The organism is Mycetocola sp. BIGb0189 (genome assembly GCF_024810155.1).
Classification (GTDB): Bacteria; Actinomycetota; Actinomycetes; order Actinomycetales; family Microbacteriaceae; genus Mycetocola; species Mycetocola lacteus.
The window spans coordinates 71,143-95,285 of the sequence record NZ_JANUED010000003.1 but is presented as its reverse complement, the minus strand read 5'-3'; the positions used below and the strand labels follow the sequence as shown (position 1 = coordinate 95,285).

22 protein-coding genes and 2 tRNA genes are annotated in these 24,143 nt (G+C 65.7%); 9 read left to right on the top strand and 15 right to left on the bottom strand.

Annotated features, from left to right (window positions below; genetic code table 11):
• Positions 1 to 135: 135 nt before the first annotated feature.
• From clpX to M2390_RS05185, 3 genes are all read right to left on the bottom strand, one after another.
• Entirely contained in the window at positions 136 to 1,413 is a 1,278-nt protein-coding gene (clpX, locus tag M2390_RS05195) for an ATP-dependent Clp protease ATP-binding subunit ClpX (protein ID WP_030143853.1), read from the bottom strand.
• A 171-nt stretch (positions 1,414 to 1,584) separates the two neighbouring features.
• The gene (locus M2390_RS05190; RefSeq protein ID WP_030143854.1) at positions 1,585 to 2,247 is read right to left on the bottom strand and encodes an ATP-dependent Clp protease proteolytic subunit; all 663 of its coding nucleotides are present in this window, start codon (positions 2,245 to 2,247) and stop codon (positions 1,585 to 1,587) included.
• 27 nt (positions 2,248 to 2,274) lie between these two features.
• Positions 2,275 to 2,874 (bottom strand): ATP-dependent Clp protease proteolytic subunit, encoded by a 600-nt coding sequence (locus M2390_RS05185; protein ID WP_255505794.1) that lies wholly within the window; start codon positions 2,872 to 2,874, stop codon positions 2,275 to 2,277.
• Positions 2,875 to 3,211: 337 nt separating this feature from the next.
• Between M2390_RS05185 and M2390_RS05180 the strand changes: the two genes are divergently transcribed.
• Positions 3,212 to 4,228, top strand: a complete 1,017-nt coding sequence (locus M2390_RS05180; RefSeq protein ID WP_259177479.1) for an NADP-dependent oxidoreductase — start codon at positions 3,212 to 3,214, stop codon at positions 4,226 to 4,228.
• Between the two features lie 6 nt (positions 4,229 to 4,234).
• Here M2390_RS05180 and M2390_RS05175 read toward each other — a convergent pair whose 3' ends face one another.
• The 3 genes from M2390_RS05175 to M2390_RS05165 form a co-directional block, all read right to left on the bottom strand.
• Positions 4,235 to 5,902 carry an alpha/beta hydrolase gene (locus tag M2390_RS05175; RefSeq protein WP_259177478.1) on the bottom strand — a complete coding sequence of 556 codons (1,668 nt, stop codon included), beginning with the start codon at positions 5,900 to 5,902 and terminating at the stop codon, positions 4,235 to 4,237.
• A 142-nt stretch (positions 5,903 to 6,044) separates the two neighbouring features.
• Positions 6,045 to 7,361: a trigger factor gene (tig, locus tag M2390_RS05170; protein ID WP_183091958.1), complete on the bottom strand. Its 1,317-nt coding sequence runs from the start codon at positions 7,359 to 7,361 to the stop codon at positions 6,045 to 6,047.
• Positions 7,362 to 7,417: 56 nt separating this feature from the next.
• Positions 7,418 to 7,491, bottom strand: a tRNA-Pro gene (locus M2390_RS05165).
• A gap of 221 nt (positions 7,492 to 7,712) precedes the next feature.
• Between M2390_RS05165 and M2390_RS05160 the strand changes: the two genes are divergently transcribed.
• Positions 7,713 to 7,786, top strand: a tRNA-Gly gene (locus tag M2390_RS05160).
• A 144-nt stretch (positions 7,787 to 7,930) separates the two neighbouring features.
• Positions 7,931 to 8,089 carry a hypothetical protein gene (locus M2390_RS05155; protein WP_259177477.1) on the top strand — a complete coding sequence of 53 codons (159 nt, stop codon included), beginning with the start codon at positions 7,931 to 7,933 and terminating at the stop codon, positions 8,087 to 8,089.
• Positions 8,090 to 8,218: 129 nt separating this feature from the next.
• On the opposite strand, the gene M2390_RS05150 is transcribed toward M2390_RS05155, so the two are convergent.
• The gene (locus tag M2390_RS05150; protein ID WP_259177476.1) at positions 8,219 to 9,019 is read right to left on the bottom strand and encodes a GNAT family N-acetyltransferase; all 801 of its coding nucleotides are present in this window, start codon (positions 9,017 to 9,019) and stop codon (positions 8,219 to 8,221) included.
• A gap of 133 nt (positions 9,020 to 9,152) precedes the next feature.
• On the opposite strand from M2390_RS05150, the gene M2390_RS05145 reads away from it, so the two are divergent.
• On the top strand, positions 9,153 to 9,788 hold the full coding sequence (locus tag M2390_RS05145) for a hypothetical protein (RefSeq protein WP_259177475.1): 636 nt from the start codon (positions 9,153 to 9,155) through the stop codon (positions 9,786 to 9,788).
• A gap of 145 nt (positions 9,789 to 9,933) precedes the next feature.
• Positions 9,934 to 10,104, top strand: coding sequence for a hypothetical protein (locus tag M2390_RS05140; protein ID WP_183091961.1), 171 nt, complete (start codon positions 9,934 to 9,936; stop codon positions 10,102 to 10,104).
• 15 nt (positions 10,105 to 10,119) lie between these two features.
• Here M2390_RS05140 and M2390_RS05135 read toward each other — a convergent pair whose 3' ends face one another.
• Positions 10,120 to 10,650, bottom strand: coding sequence for a gamma carbonic anhydrase family protein (locus M2390_RS05135; protein ID WP_259177474.1), 531 nt, complete (start codon positions 10,648 to 10,650; stop codon positions 10,120 to 10,122).
• Positions 10,651 to 10,874: 224 nt separating this feature from the next.
• Between M2390_RS05135 and M2390_RS05130 the strand changes: the two genes are divergently transcribed.
• The gene (locus M2390_RS05130) at positions 10,875 to 11,360 is read left to right on the top strand and encodes a Dps family protein (RefSeq protein WP_259177473.1); all 486 of its coding nucleotides are present in this window, start codon (positions 10,875 to 10,877) and stop codon (positions 11,358 to 11,360) included.
• Positions 11,361 to 11,512: 152 nt separating this feature from the next.
• Here the strand turns inward: M2390_RS05130 and M2390_RS05125 are convergent, their stop codons facing one another.
• Positions 11,513 to 12,880, bottom strand: coding sequence for a cation:dicarboxylate symporter family transporter (locus M2390_RS05125; RefSeq protein ID WP_259177472.1), 1,368 nt, complete (start codon positions 12,878 to 12,880; stop codon positions 11,513 to 11,515).
• A gap of 156 nt (positions 12,881 to 13,036) precedes the next feature.
• Between M2390_RS05125 and M2390_RS05120 the strand changes: the two genes are divergently transcribed.
• From M2390_RS05120 to M2390_RS05110, 3 genes are all read left to right on the top strand, one after another.
• Entirely contained in the window at positions 13,037 to 14,335 is a 1,299-nt protein-coding gene (locus tag M2390_RS05120) for an ATP-binding protein (RefSeq protein ID WP_259177471.1), read from the top strand.
• Positions 14,332 to 15,039, top strand: a complete 708-nt coding sequence (locus M2390_RS05115) for a response regulator (RefSeq protein WP_259177470.1) — start codon at positions 14,332 to 14,334, stop codon at positions 15,037 to 15,039. The genes M2390_RS05120 and M2390_RS05115 overlap by 4 nt, the downstream gene beginning before the upstream one ends.
• Positions 15,040 to 15,394: 355 nt before the next feature.
• The gene (locus M2390_RS05110; protein WP_259177469.1) at positions 15,395 to 19,606 is read left to right on the top strand and encodes an alanine and proline-rich secreted protein Apa; all 4,212 of its coding nucleotides are present in this window, start codon (positions 15,395 to 15,397) and stop codon (positions 19,604 to 19,606) included.
• Between the two features lie 63 nt (positions 19,607 to 19,669).
• Here the strand turns inward: M2390_RS05110 and M2390_RS05105 are convergent, their stop codons facing one another.
• The 6 genes from M2390_RS05105 to M2390_RS05080 all read right to left on the bottom strand — a co-directional run bounded on the left by M2390_RS05105 (position 19,670) and on the right by M2390_RS05080 (position 24,091).
• Entirely contained in the window at positions 19,670 to 20,668 is a 999-nt protein-coding gene (locus M2390_RS05105; RefSeq protein ID WP_259177468.1) for an Fpg/Nei family DNA glycosylase, read from the bottom strand.
• A gap of 6 nt (positions 20,669 to 20,674) precedes the next feature.
• Positions 20,675 to 21,178, bottom strand: coding sequence for a ribose-5-phosphate isomerase (locus tag M2390_RS05100; protein WP_030148811.1), 504 nt, complete (start codon positions 21,176 to 21,178; stop codon positions 20,675 to 20,677).
• 16 nt (positions 21,179 to 21,194) lie between these two features.
• On the bottom strand, positions 21,195 to 21,797 hold the full coding sequence (locus tag M2390_RS05095; protein WP_259177467.1) for a DsbA family protein: 603 nt from the start codon (positions 21,795 to 21,797) through the stop codon (positions 21,195 to 21,197).
• Positions 21,798 to 21,877: 80 nt separating this feature from the next.
• On the bottom strand, positions 21,878 to 22,399 hold the full coding sequence (locus M2390_RS05090) for a hypothetical protein (RefSeq protein WP_259177466.1): 522 nt from the start codon (positions 22,397 to 22,399) through the stop codon (positions 21,878 to 21,880).
• Between the two features lie 268 nt (positions 22,400 to 22,667).
• Positions 22,668 to 23,714, bottom strand: coding sequence for a DUF1648 domain-containing protein (locus M2390_RS05085; protein WP_259177465.1), 1,047 nt, complete (start codon positions 23,712 to 23,714; stop codon positions 22,668 to 22,670).
• Positions 23,711 to 24,091 (bottom strand): GntR family transcriptional regulator, encoded by a 381-nt coding sequence (locus tag M2390_RS05080; RefSeq protein ID WP_187978013.1) that lies wholly within the window; start codon positions 24,089 to 24,091, stop codon positions 23,711 to 23,713. The genes M2390_RS05085 and M2390_RS05080 overlap by 4 nt, the downstream gene beginning before the upstream one ends.
• Positions 24,092 to 24,143 lie beyond the last annotated feature (52 nt).

Sequence of the window (24,143 nt, the reverse complement as noted above, 5' to 3'; positions counted from 1 at the left end):
ATGTATTGAGTTCCAGGGCTCCCACGGCGTGCCGAACAACCATTTTGGGTGGGCCGTGAACTTCCGGTGAACACGTCAAAAAGGCCCGTCACGCGCATGTCGTGAAGGGCCTTTTCGGCGATGGATCAAGCTGAGCTATGCGGACTTCTCCCGCACTCGACGCTCGCGCACCACCAGGGTCGGGGCGGCATTTTCCACCACGGTGGCCTGGGTGATGATGACCTTGCCCACCTCGGTGGTGGAGGGCACCTCGAACATGATCGGCCCCAGCACCTCCTCCATGATGGCGCGCAATCCGCGTGCACCGGTCTTGCGCAGCACCGCGAGATCGGCGATGGCCTCGACGGCCTCGGGCTCGAACTCCAGCGCAACACCGTCGAGCGCAAACATGCGCTGATACTGCTTGACCAGGGCGTTCTTCGGAACCGTCAGAATCTCCACCAGTGCCTGCTGATCCAGCGGCGTGACCGCGGTGACCACGGGCAGACGACCGATGAACTCGGGGATCAAACCAAACTTGTGCAGGTCTTCGGGGAGCACCTCGGAGAACCAGTCGGTGCCATCGGAATCGGCGTGCAGCGGGGCACCAAAACCGATGCCCTTCTTGCCCGCGCGGGCCGAGATAATCTCCTCCAGCCCGGCAAACGCACCGGCCACGATGAAGAGCACGTTGGTGGTGTCGATCTGAATGAACTCCTGGTTGGGGTGCTTACGCCCACCCTGCGGCGGCACCGAGGCGACGGTGCCCTCCAGGATCTTCAGCAGCGCCTGCTGCACACCCTCACCTGACACATCGCGGGTGATCGAGGGGTTCTCGGCCTTACGGGCGATCTTGTCGACCTCGTCCACGTAGATGATGCCGGTCTCGGCGCGCTTCACATCGAAGTCGGCTGCCTGAAGCAGCTTGAGCAGGATGTTCTCGACATCCTCACCCACATAACCCGCCTCGGTCAGCGCGGTGGCATCCGCCACCGCGAAGGGCACGTTGAGCTGCTTGGCCAGGGTCTGGGCCAGATAGGTCTTACCGCAACCGGTGGGTCCGATCATCAGGATGTTGCTCTTGGCGATCTCCACCTCATCGGCGCGATCCTCGGCGCTGGCCAGCGTGCCGCCGGCCTGAATGCGCTTGTAGTGGTTGTAGACGGCCACGGCGAGAGCCTTCTTGGCCCCCTCCTGACCGATGACGTACTCCTCGAGGAAGTCAAAGATCTCACGCGGCTTGGGCAGGTCAAACTCGGGAGTCTCCTCGGTGCCGGCCTCGGCCAAACGCTCCTCGATGATCTCGTTACACAGCTCGACACACTCGTCACAGATGTACACGCCGGGACCGGCGATCAGCTGCTGCACCTGCTTCTGGCTTTTGCCACAGAAGGAGCACTTGAGTAGATCAGCGCTTTCACCGATGCGTGCCATGATTCCTCCAGATCCGGGTTACCCCCAAGGTTACCGTCACCTTGAGCCTAGTCGAGGCCACCGACGTCGTGTGTCCGGCCCCGCCGCATTCCTTCACGACCGTTATGGCGTGGAATGCACGCGAGGCGCGTGTTGAGAATCTCAGCACGCGCCTCGCGGGTAAAGCAGTTGCTACGCGGTAATCGCGAGCGGGTTCTTGCGGCTCTCCAGAATCTGGTCGATCAGACCATACTCCAGTGCTTCCTGAGCCGAGAGGATCTTGTCGCGGTCGATGTCCTTGTGGACCTCTTCCACGGTGCGCTTGGTGTGACGGGCGAGGGTTTCCTCAAGCCACACCCGCATGCGGGCGATCTCGGCGGCCTGGATCTCGATGTCCGAAGCCTGTCCACCACCCTGGCCCACGGCCGGCTGGTGGATCAGGATACGGGCGTTCGGGAGTGCCAGACGCTTGCCCGGGGTACCACCGGCGGTCAGCACGGCGGCGGCCGACGCGGCCTGGCCGAGCACCACGGTCTGCACGTGCGGACGGATGTACTGCATGGTGTCGTAGATCGCGGTCATCGCGGTGAAGGATCCACCGGGCGAGTTGATGTACATCATGATGTCGCGGTCGGGGTCCATCGACTCCAGTACCAGCAGCTGCGCCATGATGTCATCGGCCGAGGCGTCATCCACCTGCACACCGAGGAAGATGATGCGGTCCTCGAAGAGCTTTGCGTACGGGTCCTGACGCTTATAACCGTAGGCGGTGCGCTCCTCGAAGCTCGGCAGAATGTAGCGCGAGCTCGGGCTCTGCAGCATCGAGCCGCCGGCCTGGAAAGTAGGGGTCTGCATATTCTCTATCCTGTCGTTTCGCGCCGGTTACTTGGATTCGGTTCCGCCGCCACCGGTGACGTCGGTAGCCGAGGAACGAATGTGGTCCACAAAGCCGTACTCCAGAGCCTCTTCGGCGGTGAACCAGCGGTCGCGGTCACCATCCTCGTTGACCTGCTCGACGGTCTTACCGGTCTGGTCGGCGGTGATCTTCGCCAGGCGCTGCTTCATGTCGTTGATCAGGGCAGCCTGAGTCTGGATGTCGCTAGAGGTACCACCGAAGCCACCGTGGGGCTGGTGCAGCAGCACGCGTGCGTTCGGGGTGATGTAGCGCTTGCCCTTGGTGCCCGCGGTCAGCAGCAGCTGGCCCATCGAGGCGGCCATACCGATACCCACGGTCACGATGTCATTGGGCACAAACTGCATGGTGTCGTAGATCGCCATGCCGGCGGTGATCGAACCACCCGGGGAGTTGATGTAGAGGAAGATGTCTGCTTCGGGGTCCTCGGCAGCAAGCAGCAGCAGCTTGGCTGCAATCTCGTTTGCATTGTCATCGCGGACCTCGGAGCCGAGCCAGATGATTCGGTCCTTCAGAAGACGGTCAAATACACCGGGCTGGGGTGTGATGTCGGCCATGTCGCGCTCCATTCGTTTTGTGCGTCGAATTGAATCTATCGCGCCCGAAGGCATCGCGCTGGCGTGTTCGCCCACGGCGTGCACCGTGGCGTAAGACGTTCGCTCGGGGCAAACAACACCGCAGGTTCGCACAGCACCAACACACGCGAGCACCGTCACGTAAGACGTTCGCTCGGGGCAAACAACACCGCAGGTTCGCACAGCACCAACACACGCGAGCACCGTGGCGCGCATCTTGCTAAAACGTTCGCTCGGGGCTAACAACATGGCCGTCATTTATGGGCACGCGGGCGATGATTCACGCCAGGATAGAGGGAAGACGATCCCACCACCAACCGAAGGGTGCCCCGTGTCCGTTCTGTCGCACCGCTTTCAGCTGGTCGCCCGGCCCACCGGACTGCCCGGGCCCGAGCACTTCGAGGTGGTGAGCGAAAAGCTCGACCTCGCCGCACTCCCCCGGCTTGCCCCGCCGACGTTGCTCGTGCAGAACGTCCTCTTCTCGGTGGACCCCTACCATCGCGAAATGATGGACGGCGACTGGGCGCTGCACGCCCCACTCGAAGGGCGCTCGGCCGGGCGAGTCCTGGCGTCCACCTCGCCGGCGTTTCGCCCCGGCGACCTTGTGCTGCACCGCCGTGGGTACTCCACCCATGCCCTGGTTCCCGCCGCCGAGGCGCGAAAGATCACGCCGCCCAAGGGCGTCCCGCTCGAGGCCTACCTCAGTATCCTCGGCGGTACCGGGCTGACCGCCTATGTGGGCCTCACTCGCATCGCCGAGCTGCGCGGCGGTCAGGCGCTGCTGGTCACCGCGGCCGGCGGCGGCGTGGGCACCGCGGCGGCGAGGATCGCCCGGCTGCTCGGCGCGAGTCCCATCGTGGGCATCACCAGCTCCCCGGAGAAGGCCACGCGACTGCTCGCCGGTGGTGCCTACGACCGGGTTATCGCCTCCCGGGATGCCGTGGCGCTGGCCCGGTTACGCGCCGAGGGTGCCGGTCGATTCGATGCGGTACTGGAGGGTGTGGGTGGCGACCACCTGGCCCTGGCGATCGACCTGGTTAAGCCGCGAGGCCGCATCGCCTGGGTGGGGGCCATCGGCCAATACACCGCGACCGAGCCTCCCGTTGCCCCACGCAACCTCTTCACCCTGGTGGACAAGCAGGTGCGCCTGGAGGGATACCTGGTGGCCTCCTACCGTGACCTGCAGCAGGAGTTCGAGGACTTCCTTATTCCGCACATCCTCTCCGGTGACGTCCCCCTGGAGGTGACCGTGACGCAGGGATTCAACCAGGCGATCGACGCCCTTCAGGGTCTGTTCACCGGGGCCAACCTCGGCAAGGCCCTGGTGCGTCTGATCCCCTCGGTCTAGCCGCGCCTACCCGCCGAAGGGCTGGATGCTCGCCATCTGCATGATGGTGTGCTGAATCCGCGCGAGGGCGGCCGGATCGGTGACCGAGGATCCGGTCACCGCCTGCCACGACTCGACGATCAGATCGCCGTAGTTGTGTCCGTGACGCGCGGGCACCGACTCTCCCATCAGCATGTCGATGAGAACCTGGGCGGCCGTGACCACCGGGATCCAGCGCATATCCGGGCTGATCTGGTCGGAGCGCTGTCCCGGCGTCAGCCAGTCGGGTTCCTGCCAGAGCAGGTCCGGCCCCAGCCAGGTAACCGGGTCGCTGGCGTGCTGCAGGTAGGCCACCCGCGGATAGTCCCAGGCACCGGGCAGCAGGTCGAGGTCACCGGACTTGGCCATCCAGCGCACCTCCCGACCCTCGTCCAGCACCGGCTGCCACTCGGGCGAGCCGGGGTCGCGCATGGACTGGAGCTTCTGCCAGAGCGGCGTCCCGTTGGGTGATCCCACAAACAGCGCGCCGTCGGTCCGAGCGCGCACGTCGGCGAGGGAGGTAAAGACGGCCTGGGCACCCTGAGCACCGAGGCTCAGCCCGTAGCTGATGAGCTTGGGGCGGTGTGCCCCCTCGGGCAGCGCGTGGATCGCCGCGCTGACCGCATCAAACAGGTCGCGGGCCGCGGCCACCGGGGCATCGGGATCAAAGACAAACGAGACCCAGCTCGGGGTGTACGCGTACTGCATCGAGACGATTGCGGTGTTACCCCCGTGCAGGTATTCCACCGCATCCACGGTTTGCGGTTCGAGCCAGCCCGACCCGGTCGCGGTTGCCACCACGAGCACATCGCGATCAAACGCGTGGGTGCGCTCAAGTTCACGCACGGCCAAGGCCGCGCGCTCCCGGGTTGTGGGAGCAGACTTCAGGCCCGCATACACACGGATCGGCTCGATCGCCGGTTGCCCGGTGACATCGCGAATCTGCTGCGCATCGGGCCCCTCGGACACAAATGCGGCACCGTGGCGGCCAAGTGTGTCCCAGGGGATCTCGGATCCGGGCCCACCCGAACGTTCGGAGGACGTCGGCGCGCGCAGGCCCTCGGCGGGTTCGGCATTGGAGGCCGCGTAGATGCGGTCCACCCCGAACATCGCCCCGGAGACGATCACGGCGGCGGCCACAATTCCCACGAGGATCGAGATTCCCAGCGCAATCGGGGTCCCGCGACGGGCGCGGCTGCGACGATACAGGGTCGAGAATCCACGGCCGATGGCCAGGCCCAGTAGCGTAACGGGCAGCAGTCCCAGGATGAATAGCCCCGCATGCGGCGCGCCTCCGGGCGGCATCTCCACCAGCTCGCGCACCTCGTTCTGCCACGCGAGGGCCGCGGCCCCCAGGCCAGACAGACCCATTGCGGTCACCACCAGCACGCCGATCCAGACGTTACGCCGCACCCGCGCGGAGACTCGCCAGGGAAGCACACGTCGCCCGATGGCCCACAGCAAGCGCCCGAACGCATAGCCGAGCAGGAAGATGACGGCGGTCATGACCCCCTGGAGGATCGCCGGTCGTGGCAGCAGCGACGGAGTCAGCGAGAGGTACGCGGGAATCAACCCGAAGATCACACCCGCCACGTTGAGCCGCCACCAGGGACCGGGCGCTTGCGGGGATTCGGCAGCAGGGGTTATGTCGGGCACACGCCGTCTTTCTCTGGAAAACCATGTGCGGACATATGCGCCCACAACAGAAGTTATCTTCTCACGGCAGGCGGCACCGCCTCGCCCTAACAAACAAAAACCGCCCCCGATTGCTCGGGGGCGGTTTTAGTGAATCGGAGAATTACTTCTCGTCAGCAGCCTCAACCTCGGCGGCCTCTTCCTCTTCCGAGGGGATGAAGCCCGAGAGGTCAACGTCGGCACCGTTGGCGTCAACAACCTTGACCTTGCCCAGGACGATTGCGAGGGCCTTGTTGCGGGCAACCTCGCCGACCATGGCGGGGATCTGACCGTTCTGGTCCAGAACCTGGATGAACTCGCCCGGCTCCATGCCGTACTGAGCGGCACCCTGGATCAGGTACTGGGTCAGCTCTTCCTGGCTGACCTGAACCTTCTCGGTCTCGGCGATCACGTCGAGCAGGATCTGGGTGCGGAAGGTCTTCTCGGAAGACTCCTTGACCTCGGCGCGGTGAGCGTCGTCCTCGAGACGGTTCTCGTTCTCCAGGTGACGGTGCACCTCGTCCTCAACGAGCTTCTCGGGAACGGCAACCTCAACGGTCTCCAGGAGGTGCTCGATCAGCTTCTCGCGAGCGGCTGCGCCCTGACCGAAGGTCTTCTTGCTGGCGGCCTGCTCCTTGAGCGACTCGGTCAGCTCGGCGATGGTGTCGAACTCCGAAGCGATCTGAGCGAACTCGTCGTCGGCCTCGGGCAGCTCGCGCTCCTTGACGGCGGTCAGGGTCACGGTGATTTCCGCGTCCTTGCCGGCGTGCTCGCCACCGAGCAGCGGGGCGGTGAAGGTGGTGGTCTCACCGGCGGTGAGGGTGTCCAGGGCCTCGTCGATGCCCTCGATCAGCTCGCCCGAGCCGACCTCGTAGGAGATGCCGGAGGCGTTGTCGACCTCGTTGCCCTCGATGGTGGCGATCAGGTCGATCTGGGCGAAGTCACCGGTCTTGACCGGACGGTCGACGGTGACGAGGGTGCCGAAGCGGGTACGCAGCGACTCGAGTTCCTCGGCCACATCGGCGTCGGTAACCTCTGCGGCCTCAACCTCAAGCTTGATGCCGTCGTAGGCGGGCAGGGTGACCTCGGGGCGAACGTCAACCTCGATGGTGACCTTCAGGTCGCCGGAGAAGTCCTTCTCGTTGGGCCACTCGGTGATGTCTGCCTCGGGGCGACCCAGAACACGCACACCGTGCTCCTCGACGGCTGCGCGGTAGAAACCGTCCAGACCCTCGTTGGCTGCCTGCTCGATGACAGCACCCTTACCGACGCGCTGGTCGATGATGGCTGCGGGCACCTTGCCCTTACGGAAACCAGGCACGTTGATCTGCTCTGCGATCTGTGCGTAGGCGCGCTTGATGGCGGGCTGCAGGTCCTCCGGGGTCACCTCAATGTTGAGCTTGACGCGGGTGGGGCTGAGCTGTTCGACCGTCGACTTCACGATGATGTGTTCTCCTGATTGTTGGAAATTCGTCCTCGGGTGAGGAGTGGGCCTCGTCGGGGCGACAGGATTTGAACCTGCGACCTCCCGCTCCCAAAGCGGGCGCTCTACCAAGCTGAGCTACGCCCCGGCTAGTAAAGCCGGTTTTAGTCAATTCCGCGCATGCACGGCAGGCTAATTGACCTCCGCAAGTCTAGCTGACAAAAACACCCGTCCCGACACCAATTCAAAACCCGGGGTGTCGGAGGCGCCCCAATTTGTCGCGCCGCGCCCGGGTTGCACCGCGAAGTGCGCAACCGAGGCCAACGTGTACTACGATGAAATCACACCCCGGAAGTCACCTTCCGGAGTGGGGATGTAGCTTAGTGGTAAAGCCTTAGTCTTCCAAACTAATGATGCGGGTTCGATTCCCGTCATCCCCTCCAGCTAAAAGCCCGGCTCTCGGAAACGAGTGCCGGGCTTTTTTGTGTGATGCGGAGAGCGCTCGCACCACGCCGGGATGCGACACACACAGCATTCCTACGGTCTTTCCACGGGAACCGCTCAAAACGGCGATCTAGCGTGGAAATATGAAGCAGCTATGGGCCCGATTTGTCTCACACATCATCCAGGATGATGATGCAGAGCTGTCACGCCTTGATGTTCTAGACGGGCTGCGCCCCTCCGACACCGCGCCGATCCGCCTCGTCGACGCACCCGAGACAACGGTGAGCGGGCAGCGCCGCTAACGCTCCGATGCGAGCTGCGCGAAGACGTCGAGGGTGGTCCACTCCTCTTTAAAGAAGTCGGCGTCCACGTGGCGCGCCTCATGCCGGGAAGATTCCAGCGGATAGGTCAACACCACACCCCTCGTCGCGCTAGCGTTCCCAAAGGTACGGAGTGGTCTGGGTCACGCGGATCAGCCCCGAGCGTTCCAGAATCGGTCGAGAGAACTCGGTGGAATCCGAGTGCACAAATCGTTTCCCCGCGGCGAGCGCGGATCGGGCACGGGCCGCGGTGAGTGCCCGGTAGATCCCCCGACCGCGATACGCGTGCAGGGTCGACCCACCCCAGATGCCCACAAACTCGGTCCCCGGCACGGGCTCGAGGCGTCCCGCGCTGACGATGCGCTCATCCGCCAGGGCCACCCAAAACTCGGTTCCGTTTTCGCTCGCGAGTTCGCCCAGCAGCTCCCCCAGCCTGTCCGAGTCTTCCTCTTCGCCGCACGCCTCGGCGGACATCGCACTCATGGCCCGAACCTCGGCCTCGGTGGTGATCCGGCGCACGGTGATCCCCTCCCGAGCAAGCGCCGGAGAGGGATCGTCCAAAATGAGGTCGGTCAGGGCTCCGATCATCACCGATTCCGGTTCCTCGGCCACAAAACCCGCTCGGGTTAGGACTGCGTGTAAATCGGGAGCATCATCATGGGCGCGGGTCTTCCACTCCACATCAACGATGTCGGGGCGCTCAACAAAAAACGCGAGCGCATCATTCACGGTTTGAACAATCGACGCCCGAGACGTTTTATCCAGTCCCGCATAGGTCACAAAGCCGTGTCCGCCGGGGAAGATAGCCAGGGTGAGCGCACCCAGTGTAAAAACGGATTCGGCCGTGCGCACCTCGGGCGTGGTGCGTAGCTGCAGATCGTAGGCGCGGAGATAGTCGGTGTGGAGAGTCATCGCGGCCAGCGTATCAGCGCGCGACTCGGAGGAAACATTCGAAAAACCATCCACCGCGCCGCGCGGGCACGCGCGTCTAAAATGCGGGCGATAATGGAGGGGTCCCCAATGCGCGTTCAAAGGTAGTGTGCCCGTGTCCGATTCCCCGTCCGAGTATCCGGTCAGCCCCGAGGCAGCGAAGCCGTCCCCCGCAGTTACGCAGGATGCTCAGGCGGAGCGCGAATCTCACGCCGGATCCGGAGCGGCGGAGCAGGCGCCCGCAGATGCCTGGGAGGCACCGCGGCAGAGCGTGCGCCCCGATCCCGTCCGCACCCCGCACGCCGGGGTCTTTGGGTATGTGGCCGCGGTCATCGGCATCGCGGTGGCGCTCTGGATCGTCGCCGGACGCACCCTGGTCGGTATCGACGGCGACCTCGTGCGCTGGTTTGCCTACAGCCTGGGGCCGGTCTACGCGATCCTCAACATCTTTGTTGCCCGCAACATCATCCTCACCGCAAAACGCGGGTACAACCTGCGCCCCTCGGCCGTGGCAACTCTGATCATCTCGTGGGTATGCGGCATCGGCTTCGGCTTCCTGGTGCCCGACATCACCGAACACGGTCTGGTCTCGATGGTGTCCCTCAGCGGCGGCGAGATTGCCCAGGAGATCGGGATCGGCGTGGCCAACCCGCTGGCGACCGTAAGCGTGACCCTGACCATCTTCGCCCTGGTACTCAGTGGACTCTCGGCACGCGGCCCCAAACCGCCCGTCGACGAGGACGATTACTAAACACCTGTTCGAACCTAACGATCAGGTCACAGCCCACCCGAAACGGCCGGATGCCCACTCCCGCATGTGCCAGACTGGCGCACAGGGTACGGGGCAATGGCGCCCCGCACTCGCCTACTTCCCCGAGAAAGCCACTCCGTTCACCATGAAACTCCGCTCACTCGCCGCCGTCTATACCCTGGTGGGAGCGGTGGTTTTTCTGATCGGCGGGATCCTGCTCGGGCTTGGTCGATTCGGCCCGGGTGTCCTCATGATGATCGTCTGCATCATCTTTCTCGCCGCTAGCGGTCGCGCCCAGCGCAAATCCAAGCGCTAGGTCCCAAACGCCCCCCTACAGAGCCGAGTATCGCGCCGCATTCGCCCGGTAGCGGGCGGCATTGTCTCGAATCCCGGTGATCTCCTCGGGTGTCAGTGCGCGCCGAACCTTTCCCGGGACACCGGCTACCAGCGATCCCGCGGGAATCTGGGCCCCCTCGAGTACCACGGCGCCGCCGGCGATCAGCGAGTTCTCCCCGATCACCGCGCCGTTGAGGACCACCGCGCCCATCCCCACCAGCACACCATCGCCGATCGTGGAGCCGTGCACCACCGCGTTGTGTCCCACCGAGACATCGCGTCCAATCAGCACCGGGGACCCGGGATCCGCGTGGACCGCGACGCCGTCCTGCAGGTTGCTCCCCTCGCCCAGCACAATCGAGGCGCTATCCCCGCGCAGCACCGCATTGAACCAGACGCTCGCCCGCGGGCCCACGCTCACATCCCCCACGATGCGGGCACCGGGGGCAACGTAGGCATCCGCGGCGATGCGCGGAGCGGGGAGATCGGGCAGGGTAAGGATCGAAAAATCCGGAGTCTCAGACATGGTTTCAGCCTAGTCTCGAACCTTTTTAGATGAATTTTGGATGCTGAGTACGGGCTGAAGGAATCATGAATTCGAATCGAAAACACGCGTCATCTCGCGGTCAAACGGCCCCGCATTGGGGGCCCAAAAACCGCCGAAACACGGCGTAAGACGAGCCTAATCTTGCTTGCGGAATGTTTTTATCCGCGTACCGTTGTATCTAACACCGAGGAAAGAAGGAAAAAATGACCAACACCCAGACCGTCGCCACCAGTTCCGTCAGCGCAGAGGTTGCCGCCGGAGTTGCCCAGTTCCTCAGCCCGGTCGTTCTCGACCTCCAGGCTCTTGTCATCAACGGTAAGCAGGCCCACTGGCACGTGCGCGGAGCCAACTTCGTCGGCGTCCACGAACTCTTCGACACCGTCGTGGAGCACGCCCAGGACTGGTCCGACCTCGCCGCCGAGCGAATCGTTGCACTCGGCCTCCCGGTAGACGCTCGCCTCGCAACCGTCGCCGCCAAGACCACCACGGGTGAGCTGACCGCCGGATTCGTGCAGTCCGACCAGTCCATCGCCGAGGTCATCGCCCAGATCGACGCCGCCCTGGTCTCGGTCAACACCGCGATCGACGAGCTCGCCGAGCTCGACGCCACCAGCCAGGACGTTGCGATCGAGATCGCTCGTGGCCTGGACAAGGACCGCTGGTTCCTGGTCGCTCACCTCAGCAAGTAATTCCCCGGGTTTTCGCCGCGCTCTCGCCTTCGGGCGAGGGCGCGGCGCTGGTTAACGGCGTATCGCCCCCGTGTGTAGGACACAGACGGGGGCGATACGGCTGTCGACGGAACGTCCCGCGCCGACGCTCGGCGCGGGACGTTCCACACGACCTAGCGCGTGGGTGCCTGCGCCGGCTCCTGTTTGGGCTGTGCGGCGGAGTCACCGTGTCCATCGGCGGTCATGGTCGACTCGTCGAAGGGCAACTCCCCCGCCAGCACGCTGCGGGCACGGGCCCGGTCGATCTGACCGGTCCAGGTACCGATCAGGAAGGTCGCGACCGCGTTACCGGTGAAGTTGGTCAACGCACGCCCCTCGGACATGAAGCGGTCGATCCCCACGATGACTCCCACACCATCCACCAGATCCGGACGGTACGCCTGCAGACCGCCGGCCAGAGTCGCCAGTCCCGCCCCGGTCACCCCGGCGGCACCCTTGGATGCGATGATCATGAACACCAGCAGACCGATCTGCTCGCCGATACTCATCGGCTGCCCCATCCCGGTCGCAATAAACAGCGAGGCCATGGTCAGATAGATCGCGGTTCCATCCAGGTTAAAGGAGTAGCCCGTGGGCACCGTGATGCCCACCACGGGCTTCGATACCCCGGCGTGTTCCAGCTTGGCGATCAGCCGCGGCAACGCCGACTCGGATGAGGAGGTTCCCACGATCAGCAGGTACTCGCGGCCAAAGTACTTGAGCATCTTGAAGATGTTCAGGCCGGTCACAAAGTACAGCAGCGAGCCCAGCACCCCGACGATGAACAGCACACAGGTGATGTAGAAGGCGATCATCAGGATCCCCAGACCCCAGATCGCCGCGGCACCGGTCTTACCCACAACCGCGGCAATCGCGCCGAAGGCACCAATCGGGGCGAGCCAGAGGATCATGCTGAGGATGCGGAACACCAGGGTCTGCAGCTGCTTGATCGCGCCGATAATGGGCTCGCCGCGCGTGCCCAGCCCCTGGAGGGCAAAACCGGTGAGCAGCGCAATAAAGAGGACCTGCAGCACGCTCTCCCCGGTGAAGGCCGAGAAGAAGGTCGGCGGGATGATCTGCAGGATGAAGTCCACGGTTCCCGCGGCCTCCCCCTTGGTCTCATAGTGGGCACCGCGCATGTCCAGGCCCTCGCCCGGGTGGATCAGGTTGCCCACCACCAGGCCGATGGCCAGCGCGAAGGTCGACATGATCAGGAAGTAGATCAGCGCCAGACCGCCGATCTTGCCGACGGTTGCGGCCTTGGCGATCGACCCGACCCCGATCACGATGGTGCAGAAAATAATCGGGGCGATCATCATCTTGATCAGGGAGACAAACGCCTTCCCCAGGGGTTCGAGTGCGATGGCCACATCCGGGACGATGAGCCCCAGCAGGGCTCCGGCAACCACGGCGATAATCACCGATACATACAGCCAGGTGTGTCGATCCCACGAGCGCCGCGGCCGGCGCGGGACGGTGCGATGTACAACGTTTTGTGCCACGAGTTCCTCCTGAAACGTCTCTGTTCGGATGCGGTGCGGGCAGGGCACCAGATCAATTTCCCTCACGCTACGACCGCACCCAGCGCACCCCGGAGTTTTGGTCGTATTGGTCGCGACAAAACGCCGCGTGTGCCGGCCGCGTGGCACAATGACGGAATGGTCCAAAAACGTACCCGCAGCGCATCGTCGAGCGTGTTTCTGGCGCTCAGCCTGATCGCCGTGATCCTCGGCCTTGCCGTGGGTGGGCTGCTGATTTGGGATCGTCAGCGCGCCGGGGAACACGAGGCCGAGCGGGCAACCGAGGCCATTGCCACAACCCTCGCGCTCTCCCCCACCACCCGCCAGGCACTGGCCGGGGTGGACGCGGGCCCCGCCCAGCGAGTCGAGGCTTCCACGACCCTCCAGCCGATCACACGCACACTCATCGATCGGGCGGGCATCACCTACATAACCATCATGACCACCGACGGCATCCGGCTCACCCATCGGGAGGAGTCCCAGATCGGTGACTTTTACCTGGGCACCATCCCGGACACCCCCACCGAGCTGACCGAGGTCTTTGACGGCACTCTGGGCCCCTCGATCCGCACGATCGTCCCGGTGTTCGCCCCGGGCGGCACCGAGCTTGTGGGATGGGTATCGGCCGGGGTCACGCTGGGCACGGTTGGCGCATCGATTCGCGATGAGCTGCCCCTGATCCTCACCCTCACCGCCGGCCTGCTGGCAGCCGGAGTGGTGGGTGCCCTGCTGGGAAGGCACTACACGCGACGCCTCACCGGAGACCTGAGCGCCGCGGATGTGCGCGATGCCACCACATCCTTTGAATCGCTGCGCACCCTGGGGGCGGCCCTGCGTGCCCAGAACCACGAACACGGTAATCGTCTGCACACGGCCGTGGCGATGCTCGAACTGGGTCGCACCCGGGAGGCCATCACCCTGCTGACCGAAACCGCCGATCACAACCAGGAGCTCGTGGATAGCCTGGCCGTACCCGCAACCTCCGAATCCACGATGAACGCGCTTCTCCTCGGGAAAACCGCTCAGGCGGCGGAGCGCGGACTCGATTTCGAGACCGTGATCGATCCCGAAGCCCCCGCACTCGCGCTGAGCCCCATCGATGCGATCGCCGTCGTGGGCAACCTGATTGACAATGCGTTTGACGCCGCGGCGTCCGGCGAATGGCCACACACCGTGCACCTGGAAATCCGCGCCGCCGGTGCCGAGACCGTGGAGATTTCGGTGACCGATAGCGGGGCGGGATTCAGCGAGGAATCCCGAGCACGGATGTTCGATCACGGCTACTCGACCAAGGCAGCCCCCTCGGCCACCCGGGGAATCGGGCTTGCCCTGGTCCGGGACATTGTCACCCGGGCGGGCGGGCACATCGCGGTGGATGAGCATCCCACCACACTCCGGGTTTCGCTCCCCGCCGCCACGGGAAAGGATTCACGATGACCGAACCGGAAAATATTCGGGTCCTGATTGTGGATGATGACCCCCTCATCGTGGAACTGCACCGTTCATTTGTGGAGCGGGTACCCGGTTTTGTGGTGGTCGCCGAGGCCGTGGGGGCGTATCAGGCGGTGGCGATCCTACGCGATGACGCCCACCCCATCGATCTCATCCTGTTGGACATCACGATGCCCGACGGTAGCGGCCTCCACGTGCTTCGACACATCCGCGCCCGCGGGACCGACACCCATGCGATCGTGATCAGTGGCGTACGGGAGGCGGAGAGTGTGCGCCGCACGCTGGCCCTGGGCGTGGCTCAGTATCTAATCAAGCCCTTCACCTTTGCGACCTTCTACGAACGGATGGCCCAGTTTCGGGATTTCCACAGTCGAGATCTCTGCGCGAGCGGTCAGTCCACCCAGCAGGAGGTGGATTCGCTGTTCTCCGCGCTCCGCCCGCCAACCCGGGTGGCACCGGCCAAGGGCATCGCCCCCGATACGCTACAGCTGGTCACCGATGCGCTGCGCACGCACGGCGCGTGTTCGGCCGCCGAGATCGCCGAGGAGGTGGGGATGTCTCGGGTGGTGGCTCGCCGCTACCTGGAATACCTCACCGCAAGCGGCAGTGTGGAACGAACCCCGCGCCTGGGCACGCCGGGGCGACCGCAGAGCGAGTATCGCTGGCGATCCGCGATGTCCGCAGAGTAGCTCCACCCCCGACCTCACGGGGTCGCCTTCTCCTCTGTCTCCATCTCGACTGCGAGTCCCCCAAATGGTGGACAATCAGGGGTTTATTTTCCATCGATGCGACGAAAAAGGCGGGACTTTCGGCAATTCGCGTTCAATTTGCCCCCTTCCGCTCCGCTTTTCCGTAGTCTGCCAGGCAGGCAGGATTCTCACTGCCCCGGCGCCAAAGGACAAGATGACCCTCACTCGATACCCCGCGTGGCCCTCCGATATCGCCCAATTGCGTGATTCTCGGATCTGCCCCTCGTGCTTTGGGATCCCGGCGATTGGCATCTGTGGGCGGTGCGACCTCGATGTCCGCACCAGCGTTGCCGGTTTGATCCGCCTCCGCAGCCAGGCACTGGACGCGGCGCTGCTCGAGCGCGCCGGACTGATCGCCACGATGCGGTCCCGACAGAGCCTTCCCGCGGGCACCGCGGACACGTTAGCGTGGCCGCCGAGCGCGCTGGCGCTAATGGATCCCTCGCGCTGCCCGGGCTGCTTTGCGGCGCTGTCGGGTGTGCGCTGTGCGTCGTGTGGGCTCGCGCTCAACCATGATGATGCGGTGGAGCTTGCCCAGGTGAGCCGAGCCGCCGGGGACCTGGCCGAGGAGCGGCGACGCGCCATCCTGGCCCTTCCGATCGCGGCACCGCATGCGCCGCCCGCCGCGCCCCCGATTTCCGCGCTGCCGCCGATCCTGTCGACAGTGCCGACAGTGCCGACAGTGCCGACAGTGCCGACAGTGCCGACAGTGCCGACAGTGCCGACAGCCGAGACTATCGAGACGGTCGAGACGGTCGAGACGGCCGAGACGGCCGAGACGGCCGAGCATGTCATCACCGGCGATACCGTCGAACCCATAGCCATCGATCCGGCCGGCCCAGACCCCGACACCGACACCGACACCGATCCCGACACCGAGTCTGAGTCCGAGGGCGACAATCACCGGACATCGGAACCCGAGTGGATTGCCCCCGTGGCCGCAATGTCCGCACAGGACGTTCCCGCCGCACCGTACGCGCAGCCACGGCCCGCGGCCACGGTTGCCCCGGTAATCGCAGGCCCCCCGGTTGCCCCGATTGCCCCGGCCAACCCGGTGACCCCGGCTCATCCGGTTGCGCCGGTCCGTCCCAATGCCTCGGCCCCTCCGAGACGCCCCGCCGATACGCAGGTGGACAACGACCGTGCCCCGCGCCGCTCCAGCATCCAAACCACGCTGCTCACCCTGGGTGTGGTGCTGCTGGTCGCCGCGGCCCTGTTCTTTGCGACACTCGCCTATCTGGGCACCACCCCGCCGGTGCGCGCGGTGATCCTGCTCGGTGTGGCCGCCGCGACCGCCGCGGTGTCCGGATTCCTGGTGAAACGTCTGCCCTCCACGGCCCAGGCGCTGGCAATCCTCAGCACGATCCTCGCGCTGATTGATGCCGGCCTGGTGCGCGCCTTCGATGTGGCGGGGATCTCGGGCCTGGACCCGGTCTTCTCGGCCGGACTGGGCGTGGGTATCGTGGGTGCACTGGCGATCCTTGCCGAGCGGCTCACCCACGTGCGCAGCTACGCATTCATCGCCGCCCTCCTGCTCCCGCTGGCCGCGTTTGGGTTAGCCGGATCGCTCGGGGCAAACGCCTCCCAGACCGTCTGGCTGGGGGCGCTCGCGGCCCTGGTCATCGCGGTTGCCGGATCCCGGCTCCTGCGCTCACGCGCCCGCCGCGCCCCCGAACGTGTCCTCCTGGAATCGCTCGGACTGGGCTTCGTGAGCGTCGCCACCTGCAGTGTGATTGGGGTCTCCCAAAGCGGCAGCATCCTCCTCGTCCTCCTGTTGGGCGCGACCGCGCTGGCCTGGCTGGGCTTTGCCCTCCTCACCTCGTCGCCGGCGCTCCGCATAGCCGGGCGCACGGGAGCCGCCCTCCTGGGCGCGCTCACCCCGCTGGGGCTGCTCGGGAGCACACTATTTGAGGTCGCCCAGGCCTTCTCCCCGCCGGCACTCCCCGCGCTGTTAACGGTGGTCCTCTCCAGCGCGGTAACCGCCGCGGGCATCTGGTTCCTCACTCGCCGCGGAGAGGAACCTTCCCCGGCCACGTTGCTCCCCGGGTGGACCGGCTGGGTCGTCTCGGCCGTGGTGACCCTGAGCGCCCTGGGCTGGTATGTCTCCGAACGGGCCGCCGAATCGGCGTCGCCGCACGCGGCCGACTTCCTCGGCACCGCCCTTCCCGGGCTGGCGATGCTGGTGATCGCCCTGGTCCCGCTGGGATATGCCGCTCAACGCCTGCGCGCCCTGCGTGATGTCCTGCCCTGGCTCCTCGCCGCGGCCACCCTGGCGGCCACCCTCAGCGTGTTCGCGCTGGAGTCGCGGTTCGCCCAGTCCGCGCTCATCCTGGTGATTGTCCTGCTACTGGCCGAAACATCCATCCGTCTGCCGCGACGCCTCCCCGGGGTGACCTTCTGGCTCGTCCCGGCCGCGCTCGCCGGCGCGAGCATACTCCTGGCCCTGGTGCGGTCCCCCTCCGAGCCGATCGCGAGCATCGGGATCCTGACGTTGACGCTGGCCGCGGTTATCCTCTGGCGAATCCGTGCCGAACAGGATCCGCAGGATGCCACCCCGATCCACCAGCGCTGGATCCTGTCCCTCGGGGCCTTCGTGCTCGGGATCGCTCTGGTCTGGCGCATCGTACTGGCGCAGGCCCCGGCATCCCTCACGATCGTGGCGGGCTGGGAGATGGTGTATGCCTCGGCTATCGCGATCCTACTCAGCGTGATTCCCCCGCTCTCGCGCCGCTTCCGGGTGAGTTCCGCCGGGGCCTCCGAGGCGCGTCTTGCCGGAGTCGGTGCCGCGTTCCTCCTGATCGTGGCGGGCATGTTTTTTGCGGCCGGACTGATCGTTGAGCCTCGTCCCGACCTGCTGCGCGCGCTGCTCCCCGTGGTGGGCGTTTTCGGGGCGTTGGTGCCGGTGCTGCGTCCCGCGCGCATTCACACCGGGATGCGGCAACTCCTCATTGGCACCACGATCCTGCTCACCGCGCTGGCCGTGGCCGCGCTATCGCTCAGTGCCGGTGTGCAGGTGACCATTCCGCTGGCAATCCTGGTGCTGCTGCTCAGCGTGGCGGGAAACACTCCGCTGCGCGAGCGTTTCCTGGGTGCTCCTGCCGCCGCGGTGCGCCGCCTGGCACACCCGCTCACCTCCGGTTCGACCCGGCTGAGTGAGATCCCCTGGGTCCGGGTCATCACCGATGTGTCCCTTCTGCTCATCGCCCTACCGGTTTTCCTTGCCGGGCTGAACCTTCCAGACGCCTGGGCCGCGCTGCCGATTCTGGCGGTGGCCGCGGGTATATCCGCCGGTGCACACGGAAATCCGCTGCTGCATCCCAGCGGGCCACGGCGCTTTCAACTGGTCCTCGCCCTGGGAATCGCCAGCTGTGCGCTCTGGGTTGCCCTGGGCCGGGCCCAGATCGAGACGGCCAGCGCCTATGTGGTTCCCTCGGCGGCACTGTTTGCCCTGCTGATTCTGCTGACCATCGCGCGCAACCCGGTCCACCCCAAGCCCTCGGGTGCGGCCCTGGGCCTGGGAATCGTGGCGGGCGGTGCGGCCCTCAGCGTGGCGATCGACGGTATTCGGTTTGGGGATGTCAACGCCCTGCTCATCGGCCTGGTTGCCCTACTCCTGGCCGGAGCCGCGCGGTTCCTCCCCGCCGAGTGGCGCAACCTGCCGGTGCGCATGCTGACCCTCTGGCCGACGGCGGGCACCCTGCTGGTTGTCGCGAGCGTCCGGGCCCTGTTCCTCACCGGTCCAGAACGCTCGGCCTTCCCGAGCCCCGAGGAACTGTGGACGTGCATGCTCGTGGCGCTGGTCCTGATCTTCCTGCCCAGAATGCGGCGCGAATCCTTCGGGAGGGTCGACTCGGCGATTGGTCTGATCGGATTTGCCGCGCTTGTCGTGGTGAGTGTGATGAGCGTTGTCGGCACCGATCATCGGCGCACGACGCTGCTGCTCCTGGCGATCCTCTTTGCCATCATCGCGGTCGCCGGTTATGCGCTCTCACGCTGGGGCAGGGCATTCTGGATCACCGCATTGACGGTGTCCGGCGTGTATGGAATCCTGGCCGGACTGCTGGCCCACGCCGCGGCCGAACTCGGGGTTGCACCCGCGATCCTCGCCGCCACCGGGATCGGAATCTTGGTGCTGCGCCGCGCCCCGGCCCTGCGCAGTATGCCCGTGCTCGGGCTGCCACTCGCCCTGGGTACCGTGATTTCCCTGATCGCCGGCTGGGTGGATCCGTACCCCACCCGCCTGGTGGGGCTGGGCGTGGTGTGCATTGCCCTGGTGCTCTGGGGTGTGCTGGGCAGGCTCCAAGCACCGTTTGTGATCGGCACCGCTGTGCTCCTCGCACACGTCATCGTGCAGGCGTTCCCGCTGATTCGCGCCATCACCGACACCCTCTCCTGGGCGGTGTGGGCGGGGCTTGGCGGAGTCCTCCTGCTGGTGGTGGGCGCGACCTACGAGGCACGCCTGCGTCAAGCCAAAAACCTGGTGCACGCGATTTCCGCGCTGCGCTAGAGGTTTTTGCACCACGCTAAAAACACGAACCCCGGTCCGAGTGGACCGGGGTTCGTGTTGTGTCTAGAGCTGGCAGCCGGGACACCAGTAGAGTTTGCGGGCCTGCATCACCTCAAGGGCGATGTTGGTGCCGCAGCGTCGGCACGGCAGACCGGCCCGGCGGTAGACCCAGTGCCGATCGGCGAGGTTCCCCATCGCCGCCACATAGGCTTCGGGATCCAGGTCGTCCATGGTCATCATCTGGCCGGTTTCCACGCCGATCCGCAGCAGCACACCCCAGTCGCGCCAGAGCCCACGCACCACATCCTCGGGGACCTGCTTGCCCGGGATATGCGGGTTGAGCGCGGCCCGGAAGAGCATTTCGGCGCGATAGACGTTGCCGATCCCGGCGACCACCGACTGGTCCATCAGCAGCTGCCCGATGGCGACCTGCCGCTTGCGTACGGCGGCCACAAACTTCTCCTCGGCCGCGGCCGAGTCATCGGTCAGCGGATCCGGGCCCAGGGAGTCGATCTTTGCCTGAACCGCGTCCGGGGTCATGACCTCGCACGCGGTCGGGCCGCGCAGGTCCGCCACCGCGGTCTCGGTGAGGAGGCGCAGGCGCACCTGGCCCACCGGTTCCGGTGGGAACGTCTCGTCCTCGGTGCCGGCCAGCGCCTTGGTCTGCTCGGACATGCGCATCCGGGCGTTGCGCGGAGCGCCGATCGAGGCGATCGAGTCCTCCCCGCCGCGATCGATCAGCAGTCCGGGATCCAGCGCGGTTCCGCGCTGGTTGGTCTGCCCCATCCGCCCCGATGCGCTGGCAATCGTGGGATCGGTGGTGATACTTCCGGCAAAATCCCACGCCCCGTAGAGCCCGAGGTGCACCCGCAGCCAGAGGTCCCCATCAAACTCGGCAAACATCTGCTTTCCGACCGCGTCCACTCGCAGCAGTTCATGACCGCTAAGGACCTCGGCACCCTCGGCAAAGCGCCCCTGCGGGCTCGATGCAAACACGGGGGTGTTCAGAAAATTGCGTTCAAACTGCCGCGCGATGCGGTGTACGGAGTGTCCCTCGGGCACGGTCGACTAGCCGCGCGAAACCGGGCGCTCGACACCCTTACCGGCGATATCACCGGTGGTCTCATACTCGGCCAGCTGTGCAATGCGACGCACGTGACGCTCATCCTGCGAGAAGGGCTCGGCGATGAAGGCCTCCACGAAGGCGAGCACCTCGGACTCCTCGTGCTGGCGGGCGCCGATCGAGATGACGTTGGCGTCGTTGTGATCGCGAGCCAGCGTGGCGGTGGAGTGGTTCCACACCAGCGCGGCGCGCACACCCTCAACCTTGTTGGCGGCGATGGCCTCGCCGTTGCCCGATCCGCCAAACACCACACCGAGCGCCTGAACGCCGGCACGCTGGTCGGCCACGGTCGCGGCGGCCGCGTTGATGCAGAAGGCCGGGTAATCATCCAGGGCATCGTAGGAGGTGGGACCGTGGTCCACCACCTCGTGGCCCAGGCTCACCAGGTGGTCCTGCAGCGCGCGACTAAATTCGAGGCCGGCGTGATCGGTGGCGACGTGAATACGCATGATTCGTGAAAATCCTTTAGTTGAAGATGGGGCCGACGGTGCGCGAGCGCTTGAGCTCAAAGAAGCCCGGGTACGAGGATACCGCGAGCACTCCGTCCCAGAGGCGCAGGGCCTCCTCGCCGGCGGGTGCCGGGGAGATGACCGGACCGAAGAAGGCGGTGCCGTTGACGGCGATAATCGGGGTGCCCACATCCTGACCCACCAGCGCGATTCCGCTGCCGTGGCTCTCACGCAGCGCGACATCGTGCGCCTCGGAATCGGCGAGGGCAGCCAGGCCGGCATCCAGGCCCACCTCGGCGAGCGCCTCGGCGATGATCGCATCCTGATCGGTGCGTCCACCCGGGTGAATGCGGGTGCCCAGGGCGTCGTACAGCGGCTTGATGTGCTCGGGGCCGACCTCTTCGGCCACACCGGTCACCAGGCGGTTGTACCGCAGCACCTTGGCCAGGCCCGCACGACGCTCCTCGGTGAGGTCGGCGTTGTTTTCGTTGAGCACGGCGAGGCTCATCGGGTGCCAGGTCACATTCAGCTCACGCTGCGCGGACACATTATCGACCCAGCGGGAGGTCATCCAGGCCCAGGGGCACGACGGGTCAAACCAGAAATCTACGGTATCCATGTCCCTATTCAATCGCATTCGTGAACGCCACGCATGCGCAATCGGCAAGGCTGGGAATTTGCGCAGGAGCGGAGGGGAATTTACCCGTTCTCCACGCGGACGGCGCGCAGTTTGGGGATGATCCGGCGGACCCTGGCCGCGGCCACACTCGCGATGATGCACCACAGCGCCCCGGCGATCAGGATCGGGAGGACCGAGTTGGCCCAGGTCTGTCCGTCACGATTGAGCTGCAGCACGGTTATCGACAGCAGGATCACCACGCCGACCCCGGCGATAGCCGTCCCGATGCCCTGCTGCACGGCGATCGTATTGGCCGGGGTCTGTCCACGGATGACCCAGAATGCGGGCACCGCGATGATCAGCGTGATGAGCAGCGCAAATAGCAGCGGGAACACGATGGTCCAGCCCAGCGGGATGGTACTGGTTGCCTCGCCCGTGATCATCGACCACTGCGACACCACCTGCACGGGCAAACGCGGAGACCAGAGGGCCAGCACCAGGGAACCGATCACCCCGGGAATCATCGGTGGCACCAAAAACAACAGTCGAGCCCGGGTGCGCACACGCGATCCGGTCGGGGTGGCTGCATCCTCTGCACTCATCACGGGCTCCTTGCTCGGCGGGTGATCCGAGCCTACCGGGAATACACCGGTGGCGAGAAGGGGGTTCAATCGCCACCGGTGCGGATGATCTCGGCCTGCAGGTGGCACGAATCATCGGGGTGAACCCGATTGTCACAGGTGTGTGTCGGGTTCCCCCTCACCGTAACCCCCGGGTCTGCGCCGAGCATGGGCCGCGTCGCATAATGTCGCATTGACCGCGCAGGGTGAGTCCGCGACAGATACGGAACGGCGCAGTGGCCGCGCGGGGCTAGTCCGCGGCAGTCGCGGGCCACTTGCCTCGCTGCACCAGGGTGTTCAGCAGAGCCGCGGGAGTCTGCGGGTCGGCCAGGGTGATAACCAGGCGCCGCCCGTCCCGACGCTCTACCTCGAGGGCGGAGCCGGAACGCAGGATGATCCCCAGTCGTCTGTTAGCGCCCACGCGCCATCCCCATCCACCGAAGTCGGCGACCGGGTTGACCTCCACCACGTGTGCGCCCACGATCTCGTCGAGTGGAATCTCCACCCGAGGCCAGCCGAGGGTCGCGTGCGCGCGGAAGCCCGCCCGATCGGCCCGCAACCGCCACGAGAACATCGAGAGGACCGACACCAGCACCACCACGATGACCGCGGTGATGATCGCGGCGACCGGGTTGAATTCGGAATCCACCAGTAGCTGCCAGGCCAGCAGCGTGATCAGGCCGAGCAGGACCACACCGAGTACCACCCGCATCAGGGTGCCGATGGAGGCGGAGGCGATCCACACCGCACGGGCATCGGCGGGGAGGTCCAGAGTTGGGGCGTTCGCCTCGCTCTCGGGCGTCGCGACATCGGCGGGAAACGCCCGCCGGATGAGGATGGTCCCGAGGACGCTGAGCGCTACCCAGGCGACGGCCACCACAAAAAATGGAATCAGCACCGACGGATCATCCTGGCCCGGTCCCGTGCGTTGACGGATCACGGTCGCGGGAAGCAGGGCGGCCAGGAGCCCACCAATCAGGCAGGAAAACCCCGAGCGCAGGGCGATGCCCAGGCGTCCACCGCGCGCGGCGCTGGGAAGCAGAATCAGCAGGCCCAGAAGCAGCGCGACCCCGAGTATCGGGAGTCCCACCGCCACGGGGAGCCAGGCGACCGAGGTCCAGCCATTTGCCTCGCCGGCGAGACCCCAGTGGGTGATCACCTCGGCGGGCAGGTCATCGCGCCAGGCGCGAATCAGCCCCGCCGCGGCGAGACCGGCCAGGGCGGGAAGGATCAGGGCAAACAGTGCCACCAGCCGGGTCTGGGCCGCGGTGCGAGTGGGGGTGACGGTGAGGTTCATCGGGGGCCTTCCTGGGTGGTCTGGGTGGATGATAAGCGGGCGCGAACAAGCGAGATAAGGGTGTCGGGGCCGATTCTGGCGGCGCTCGCGGCGCCGATCAGGGCGTCCAGCGCCGCCGTCACCTCGGCCAGATCTCGACTGGGCGCGGTGATGACGGCACCGCGGCCACGGCGCAGATCGAGCAGCCCCTCCTCGCGCAGAGCCTGGTACGCACGCAGCACCGTGTGCACGTTCAGGTCGAGGGATCCGGCGAGTTCGCGGGCACTGGGCAGGCGCTCGCCGTGGGCAATGCTGCCGTCTAGGATGCCCGCGCGTACGCTCGCCGCAAGCTGCTCATAGAGCGTGACCGGCGATTGTGGATCTACCGTCAGAAACATTCCACCTCCACTTGTTCTACTTCAACTAGAACAATACCCGGCGTGTCTTTCC